Source organism: Xenorhabdus sp. BG5 (assembly GCF_015163665.1).
In the GTDB taxonomy this organism is placed as follows: Bacteria; Pseudomonadota; Gammaproteobacteria; order Enterobacterales; family Enterobacteriaceae; genus Xenorhabdus.
In genome coordinates this window covers 1-8,247 of the sequence record NZ_JADEUG010000056.1, presented here as the reverse complement: position 1 = coordinate 8,247, position 8,247 = coordinate 1, and the positions used below count along the sequence as shown (strand labels likewise).

Annotated in this window: 7 protein-coding genes and 1 pseudogene; all 8 read right to left on the bottom strand. The window is 49.4% G+C overall.

Translation table 11 applies throughout. The annotated features are described in order from the left end of the window. Positions 1-106: 106 nt before the first annotated feature. Positions 107-1,117 (bottom strand): TraI domain-containing protein, encoded by a 1,011-nt coding sequence (locus tag IQ209_RS17540; RefSeq protein ID WP_193852477.1) that lies wholly within the window; start codon positions 1,115-1,117, stop codon positions 107-109. Positions 1,118-1,331: 214 nt separating this feature from the next. Then, positions 1,332-2,021, bottom strand: a pseudogene (locus IQ209_RS17535) (N-6 DNA methylase). A gap of 116 nt (positions 2,022-2,137) precedes the next feature. Then, positions 2,138-3,061, bottom strand: coding sequence for a DUF1281 domain-containing protein (locus IQ209_RS17530; protein ID WP_193852476.1), 924 nt, complete (start codon positions 3,059-3,061; stop codon positions 2,138-2,140). 90 nt (positions 3,062-3,151) lie between these two features. Continuing rightward, complete coding sequence (locus IQ209_RS17525; RefSeq protein ID WP_193852475.1) at positions 3,152-3,457, bottom strand: TA system toxin CbtA family protein; 306 nt, start codon at positions 3,455-3,457, stop codon at positions 3,152-3,154. 16 nt (positions 3,458-3,473) lie between these two features. Further along, complete coding sequence (locus tag IQ209_RS17520) at positions 3,474-4,016, bottom strand: hypothetical protein (protein ID WP_193852474.1); 543 nt, start codon at positions 4,014-4,016, stop codon at positions 3,474-3,476. A 119-nt stretch (positions 4,017-4,135) separates the two neighbouring features. Further along, a complete protein-coding gene (locus tag IQ209_RS17515; RefSeq protein WP_228005967.1) occupies positions 4,136-4,603 on the bottom strand; it encodes an antirestriction protein in 468 nt (155 codons plus the stop codon). Positions 4,604-4,704: 101 nt separating this feature from the next. After that, positions 4,705-5,289, bottom strand: a complete 585-nt coding sequence (locus IQ209_RS18825; protein ID WP_339378911.1) for an antirestriction protein — start codon at positions 5,287-5,289, stop codon at positions 4,705-4,707. 442 nt (positions 5,290-5,731) lie between these two features. Next, entirely contained in the window at positions 5,732-7,615 is a 1,884-nt protein-coding gene (locus tag IQ209_RS17505; protein ID WP_193852472.1) for an SAM-dependent methyltransferase, read from the bottom strand. Positions 7,616-8,247 lie beyond the last annotated feature (632 nt).

Sequence of the window (8,247 nt, the reverse complement as noted above, 5' to 3'; positions counted from 1 at the left end):
TTTTTTTCCTGTTATCAGCAACCCAACCCGGCGGCTTTTCAATATAGAAAGCCGTTAATCATTCCGTTAAAATTAATGACAAACTAAAATTGTTTCATTGTTAATATCATGGCGACTCATTCCCGGCAGGAGCAACATTTTCTGACGGCCTGCCTGTGCGTTTGCTTATTTTCAAATCGCTATCATTCTCATTTGCATTAACAAGCAATGAAACTTCATCATTGGATTGAAATAATGACAATAACGTCCGGGTATCATCCGCCGTCGATGGAGAGGGACTTTTCATTGCAGTTGCGGGAGCAGCTGATTGGGTTTCCGGCCTTGCGTCAGCTTCGGAAGTCTGGGCCGTTTCTGCTGCCGTTGGCAAAACCGCCTGTTTCACCCACGGTGAATGCACCTGCCCGGCCGCGTCCTGAAGCAACGCGTCAATCAGGGGGACGGAGGAAGGGCAACCATTGAGGTGCAACATCAGGCAGTGCCAGGCTTCCGGTACGGAAACCAGCCACATGATGGCTTTTTCCGGTAACAAACTGGCGGCCAGCAAGGCTTCCTGTGGCACCGTCAGGGCATTTTCCGGTGTGCGAAAACGGAAACGAAAAGGGTTACCGGGGTTACAGACACCCGGCTGCCAAAAATGCCCGTCATCCAGCTCCCCTTCCAGTTGCCGCAACAACGGCAGGTGATAAAACAACGCTGCCCAGAACACTACCGCCTGCCATAAGACACTCTGGGCAGCCTGCGTTTCCGGTGCCACCCCCGGCGGTAATAAATGCCCTTTCGCTAACCGCACGGCACAGGTGGTAAATTGCAGTGTCAGGTCAGCAAATCCCCCAGCCCCTGACCAGTCGCCTTCCGGTGTGGCGGGTACTTGCTGCACACTGCCCAGCAATTGTTTAATCGGTGCGAGATAAAAACGCTGATACAGCCCTTCGGGCAAGGCACTGTTTTGCCATAATTGTTGCAGGTACTGACGGCGCTGCGGGGTGGCCAACAACTCATCCACCGATTGCGGCTGGAAATAGCCCTGACAATCACGAATGGTCTCCGGTGGGAGTGCAGATGATTTTTTCTGTGCAGCAGACTGACGGATAAAATGCGATTTAAAACGCTGAAACATAGTTTTTCTCCTTCGGTTCAAATTGGACTCAGTGTCGGTGAATCCCAGTCTGGAACAAGGAAAAACTCTTTTTGCGGAAATGAAAATTAAACTGACTCGATTCATCCATGGATTCACTTACCGAATCACCTTAATTTTCATCATAAATTCAATAAATTAATGTGATTTGAAAATAGAAAAAGCGCCCCGAAAGGCGCCAAAGTGAAAAGGGAATTTATGCCACCTGGGGCTGTTGATACGCCTGTAACCGCTGAGACCAGTTACCCAGATAATGGGCGGGCGTGTAACGTGTCCGTTTGCTACCGGGATCATTCAATACATCCCCAATAGTCACCGCAGCCGGAATGCCGGTCAGGGCAAGCTGGATGTAAGCCATCACTGCGGCCAACGGGTCAATATCAATGGCACAGACCCACAGGCTTGATAACGGATCATGTCCCTGTTCTCTTAATACCTCAGCAGCAGCTAAAGTCATACAGCCCGCGCCACAGCAAGGCTCATGGAAGGTGACAAAGGGCTGGGTTTTCAATAATTCAGAGACATCCTGTAACTGCATCTCTGCCATCATTCTGGCCACGCTCCAGGGCGTAAAAAACTGATCGAGGGTTTTATCCCCCAATCCCAGCTGCATAAACACATTGCCCAGAAAATCACAGGGTGCCTGCGCCAACCCAAGAACGGTACAGGAAAACAGCTGCACAATCCGGTTAACATCTTCTTTTTCTTACTTTTTGATGGTTTTCAGGTAATACTGCTCCAGCGCCTCGCTGTAACAGTATTTATTGTGAATGGCGGCCATCGCACAATTACAAAAATCCTGAAAAACCTGATAACGACGGTGATAACGCGCCGTCTGGTTAAACAGAGAAATAAACTCTTTCTGATGATCGGGTCGAGATGCCATAACGTGTTTTCCTTGCAAAAAAATAAAGGGAAAACACGTTCCGAAAAGGGAAAATGTTTTCCCTTTCGGTTGAAGTGAAGATAAAACAATCAATGAATGATGAATTAAACAACGCGTTATTGCCCAACGGCGATGGCCGGCACGGGCAGGTTCAACTCCCGCTTTTCCTCGTTGACCAGATAAAGCGCCGGCCGGTTCTCCTGTCCTGACTGCCCGTTACCGCTGTCCACATGCTCGCCCTGGTCATAGCAATCGTAGCCATTAAGCTGGCCTGACGGTTCGCTGTACCCGTGGCGAATTTCACAGTCAAACACCGATGACAGCTCGCCCATCAGCTCAGCCGAAGGCGGTGCCCACGGGGAGTCAAAACGCACGGTTAAGCTGCTGACATTCCGGCGCTCCCAGCGAACATGGTGACCCAACGGCCATTCCATACCGTATTGTCCGTCGTAAAACTGCGCCGCAGTTGCAATCCCTTTCAGCAAGCCACTGTGACCGTTAATTTCAGTCGCCAGCCGAGTCGGCATTATCATCAGCATATCGCAGGGCTGCGCCGACTCTGGATAAACGTTCAGCTTATCCCAGCACGCGCCGATATCGGGTGTCTCAGACCAGCTCACCATCCCAAACCAGTCGGTATACTGGCGGGTCAGGAGACGGGCGATAATGTCACGCGCCGGCGCCGGAATGTTTTCCCAGCGCACCAGGCTCAGACTGGACTGGCGGTACAGATTATCTATCCGTTTAATGTTATCGCTGTTTAACGGCACATTATCCTGCAACAATGTCAGCCACTGGTCAAAAGCCAGATTCTGCGCCGTCGGTGCCGCTGTCCCACGGACTAACGCCGGATACGGTGTATAGGTTTGCGGTTTAGTGGGTTTCAGTATCCCCGCACAGCCGGCCAGAAACAGCCGCAGGCTTTGCAGCACGGCCTGACGGTAACGGGGGATTTCTTCACCGCAGACCCATTGTTGCATGACGTCAATACACACCGACTTGCCGGTGATTTCCAGTTGATTGGTAACCCATTCTGCCATGGTCAGGTTCCTCATTGGATTAATAAGCATAAACCGGAGGAACCGCGCCATCAGGGCACCATTCCCCCGAGGGGTGATTAAAAAAAGGGGTTATTCGGACAGTGTCTCGTTGTCCTGACTGAGCAGTGCCTCGGTAATCCCGCAGTCGAAAAGCACCCTCAGCTCATCATGAATACCCAGATACGGTGTACTGCTCATACCCTGCGCACTCAGCCGGGTTAAATCGTATTTATCCACTAACGCGTTAATGGCTTCAAAAGGCTGAACGCCATGGGCCATCAGTTCAGCCACCGTGTCCGCTTCACACAGTGCCGTATCAGCCAGGTTCAGGCCAAAATGCCGCTTCAGCAGCGTACCGGCAATCACCTGCCAGGCAGTTAAACGTAAAGGTGCCATCGTCATACCTCACGGGTTAAAGGCTAACTGCCGTGCCGTGCCGGAGAATATCCTGCACTTCACGGCACTGTTGATAACTGGGCGAAACCCCATGCAGCGACAGTAAATGCGCCTTATGCCACAATGCCCGGGCAGACTTTGTATTCTGCCAGCCCTGCTCAAGCACGGCTGACTGACACAATTGCTGCTGTTGCTTTTCCAGTGACAGGCGTTCTGAGGCCCGTGTCACCGGCTGCGCCCAGACAATCTCGTCATAGCATCGGCCACCGAGCACTTTTTCATCCCGGGCGTCATAAATCATGACGGTCAGCGGGAAAAAAATGCACTTAAACGGGTCAGATGAAGTCTCCGGCACCGGCCAGTCACCCAGCAGATGGATAACTTTCAGGCGCTGCACCGCTTCGGTTACCGAGGCCGCTTCGCACACGGTCAGGGTTTCTTCCCACAGTGATTGTCTCGCGTGCGGGGGCTGCATCAGGCCGGTGACCTGAACAGTAAACAGCTCTTCATGGCATACCGTACCGGTGTCATCCGGTGCCGGTAAAAAAATCGGGTTCATTTGTATTTCCTTGATTTGAGGTCAAATAAAGAAAACACCCGCCCGAGACCGGGAAGGTGTTTTCGGCTCCCTGGTCAGGCGCTTAAGAAAAGGGTTAACAGCATCATGGGCTGATAACGTCAGTTATGATTATTATTGACACTGCGGATTAATGAGGGACTCAGCACCTTATCTGGCGTGCTTAAATCCAGTACTGCACGTATCAGTTCAGTTTCCGGGTGTTGCCGCGCATATTCACGCAGTTCGCTGAACCGGTATGCATCCTCATTGGATTCATCCAGTACCGCGATACGGGCAAACACCGCTGTCGTCACCGCCAGCCCGAACGCATCGGCAGACAGCGTGAGGGTTAACGCACTGTTCGGCAAATAAACAGAATACGTGGCGGCGGATGTCGGCACCAGATAAGTCAGCTGTTCAGAAACATCCCGCCTGTCCCAGTATTCATACTGAGATTCACCACATAACTGTGAGGCGGTGTTGGCAATCAGAAACCCCAGAAACAACCGCTCCAGCGGTTTTTTGCTGGGAAATGCCGCAGACAGCGCGGGACTGTCCAGCAGGATAAGTTCACTTTTTTGCATCATGTTCTCCTGTCAATAAAAAAAGACGGAGAACACCCTGCCCGACGGGAAGCATGTTCCCCGTCCGGGTGACTGGCGTCATGCCAGAATGGATTAAATTATCGTCATGCCCCCGCTAAACCTAGAGCCGCCCGAATACACGGGGCCTGGGGATGTTGCAGCGCGTATGCCCGCAAATCACAAAACCGTTCAGCGACTTCATCCTGCTTCATCAGTACCGTCAGATAGCCCAGTACGCTCAGGGTGACCATCAGCCCGAACGTATCCGCTGATACTTCGCCGTTAAAGTCCGTAGTCTCAATTTTGACCCTATACGTGTCAGCGCGTGTCGGCACAGCATAGGCAATGTTGTCCGACACTTTCCGGCACTGCCATGTATCACACCGGTAATCCTCACACAGCGTGACCGCTGCTTTAATGATCGAGTGTTCCAGCAGCATCCGTTCCAGTGGGCTGGTTTGCGGAAAAACATCCTCAAAAGGGGACAATTCAGACGCCGGTGCAGCATGCACCGGTGTCCCGGTTTCGTTTTGTTGCATTGTGGACTCCTTAAAAACAACGGAGAACACATTGCCCAACGGGAAACGTGTTCCCCGTTGGGTGGCTGGCGTTATGCCAGGGTGGATAAAATAACCTTCATCATCAGCAACGATGATATCTGCTTCCAAAGGTGGGCAGATGTACCACACAGTGTGTACTCCCTTGCAGGCTACGGGAGTATGGTGTCGCTGCCCGAAGGCGATCCTCACAAGCGACCGGATCATCGATAAGTCTGACCACGCTAGTGAACGGAAATCATAAGGTCAATACGTAATTCATTTTCCGAGACAAAAAAATAATGTCAGAAGCGCGATGGCATTATTTGAATTGATTAGAATGCAATCTACCCGATCCAATTTTATGGTGTGACCAAATCAGGCAACTTGCACTAACTCACTTCTGGACAGAAGTGATTTGGGGCAATCTGCCAGACTTAATCACATTGTAGCAATGAAACTGACAGATTGTGTCCAGACTTATACATGACATAAAAGAGAAATCGTACGGTTCAAGGACATTGGCTTGCCCTCGACAGAACCCTTTTATCTGTTGGCTATCTAAAAAATCAACATAACTTTTGTTGATTTCACGTTATTTATGCAACAGAAGATCCCCTATGACTAATTCTGCTGCTTCTGCTGTTTGGGCCGGTACCTCTAATGGTTCTACCGGATCCCCACCGGGGTTAGATTCTGCGACATGTTCCTGAATCGTATCTTCATTATTACCTTCCATCACGACTTGCTGAGGCGTTTTTTTCATGACTGCACGTATCCGACCAGGCTGAGACGAGATAATCGCGGCATGTTCTTGTGCAGAGAGTCCCTCGAATCGTTGTAAGAAATCCTGTGGATTACGCAGCCATTCTTCTTTCATTTCGGGATATAGTGAAAGCTGTGCTAGCGCGTCGAACATACTAGATGTTGTTCGCGTGCGTTTATAATTCTCCGGAATGGTATGTCCGTCCAGTCCTGAAACAGCAGCAAGTTCGCGTTCGCTGTAAGGTTTGCCCGGAGTGTAGGGACCGGCATACCCCACATTACCGAGAACTTTCAAACCCAAAAGTTTACCGACGGCAGGATCAGACTCACGGATAGTTTTTGGTGGCAAATAAAACGTTGAGATCCCCGTTACCTGTTTTACAACCTCGGGTTTAAGAAAATCGGCGATTTTATATTTTTCAACCAGAGGCTTCGCTATTGCTATGCTTGGTGCGACATACAGATAAACGTCGTGTTGCGGCCCATATTCTTTTATCAGACGGTCAATCAGCACCTGAAAGTGTTGATTTTTAAAACCACTAAAATTGAAACCGAGATTGCCAACGGCACCAACCTGAAAAATCACAACATGCGAATCGGTAAGCAAGATGCGTTTACGTAGCAGCAAGTCGGTTGCTTCAAGGGTCTGACAACCATGAAGTGAGGGATCGATGCCAATATCGGCAAAGAGATTATCTTCGGCGGAAATCCCAGCGAGCATTTCTGCACGGAATCCTTCCTCTTTAGCTATCGCAATGGCCCGGTGCGAAGGGTTAACAAAAACACCAGGATGACCATAAAAAACCCCTACCACATATTTCCCCTGGCGCAAGGCACGCAACATGACCTCTGCCATCTGGACATACGTCTGGAGGCGCGGTTTGCCATCATCGTAAAGGGTATACATATCATGGGCTTTTTTGGCGTTCTTCTCGATAAAAGCTTCAGTCAAGGGATCCGCTACAGCATAAAACACTTCATCAGCTGCTTTAATATGGCCCACGGCCTCCATCGTCAGTTGCGCCAAACTTTTGATCCCTGAACCAACAATCACAAGATGACCGGGGCGAACCCCGAACGCATGCGCAATGCTGCTTGGTCTGGTGCTGGTAGCCCCTGAGCGCTCGGTCGCCAGAGTGCTCAGTCTGGCTCCACGGAGAGGCTGAGGACGGAAGGGCTGAAACTGTTTTGTGGTGTTGCTCGCGGCTGAGTCCACCTCAGGTGCATCAATTTCCAAGGCTACGACTACCACTTGCCACTGAGGATCGTCGCTCAGCTCCTGCTCCTCCAGGTAGAACTGTTTTTTGGTGTTGCTCGCGGCTGAACACGCCACTGAGTCAACAATTTCCACTTCTGCGGCTACCGCCAGTTCGGAAGGATTTTCGCCTTCAACTGGGAAATCTGTGTTAAACACATTGTTGCTCAGTTCCCGCAGGTGATTACCAATGATATCAGCAGCGGGGTTTTCATGTTGATTTACACTGACATTCTCCATACCGTTGAGCCAGACACGGCCTAATACTCCAGTGTGATGGAGATTTACACACAGGCGATACAGTTGACCATCGAAATACATTCCATCATTAAATACAAAAAGGGAGGTATCGCGGGTTCGTGTCGGTTCATATTGCAATTTCCCCTTAATGACGTTACGAACTTCATCAGGATTATTAAGGAGCCAGTCAATTAAGTCTTGTTTCGTTGGTAATGACATATATGTATCCTCACTAATGATCCTACTGTTCAAGTCCGATAACCAGCTTCAATAGCAACTGCGCCATTCTTTCCACATCGGCCTTCTCATTGCGTTTGATCGTGACCATATACATACTCCCTTTCCCACCGATCACCAACGACTTTGAACAGGTATTTTCCAACGCAAAGGTTTACAACTTCACAAAATCAATAAGTTACTAATAACGATATTGTTCCGCAGAATTTCGCTAGCGTTCGCCAGTTGACTTCGAGGCTTGTTTACCGCTGGACTGGCGACTTCATACACCGACCGTAACTCATCAGCTGCAGACAAAAATAGGGTATTAAACGACAATGGAGACCCACGACCGGACTATTGATATACATGTCGATGATTACACTATGAAACTTTATAAAATTAAATAATGCCACTACATTTACATTACTTTTAGAATAACCATGAATAAACACGTTTCTGTCGTATTAACAGAAAGCTAGAGAGCGAAAACAATATGATTATCTTTTACCTAACCATTAGGTTATATATAACTTTTCATAATCATGAGAGTTTCATATTTCCTATTCCTTTCCATGTGGTTGCTGAAGCGGCATTCAAAAAAATCTTAACTTTTTTGATTAGCTGCCACATAT

Bases quoted from the DNA above. Each gene is read 5' to 3' on its own strand.
- IQ209_RS17540 (WP_193852477.1), bottom strand. From the start codon at position 1,117: ATGTTTCAGCGTTTTAAATCGCATTTTATCCGTCAGTCTGCTGCACAG.
- IQ209_RS17530 (WP_193852476.1), bottom strand. From the start codon at position 3,061: ATGGCAGAATGGGTTACCAATCAACTGGAAATCACCGGCAAGTCGGTG.
- IQ209_RS17525 (WP_193852475.1), bottom strand. From the start codon at position 3,457: ATGGCACCTTTACGTTTAACTGCCTGGCAGGTGATTGCCGGTACGCTG.
- IQ209_RS17520 (WP_193852474.1), bottom strand. From the start codon at position 4,016: ATGAACCCGATTTTTTTACCGGCACCGGATGACACCGGTACGGTATGC.
- IQ209_RS17515 (WP_228005967.1), bottom strand. From the start codon at position 4,603: ATGATGCAAAAAAGTGAACTTATCCTGCTGGACAGTCCCGCGCTGTCT.
- IQ209_RS17505 (WP_193852472.1), bottom strand. From the start codon at position 7,615: ATGTCATTACCAACGAAACAAGACTTAATTGACTGGCTCCTTAATAAT.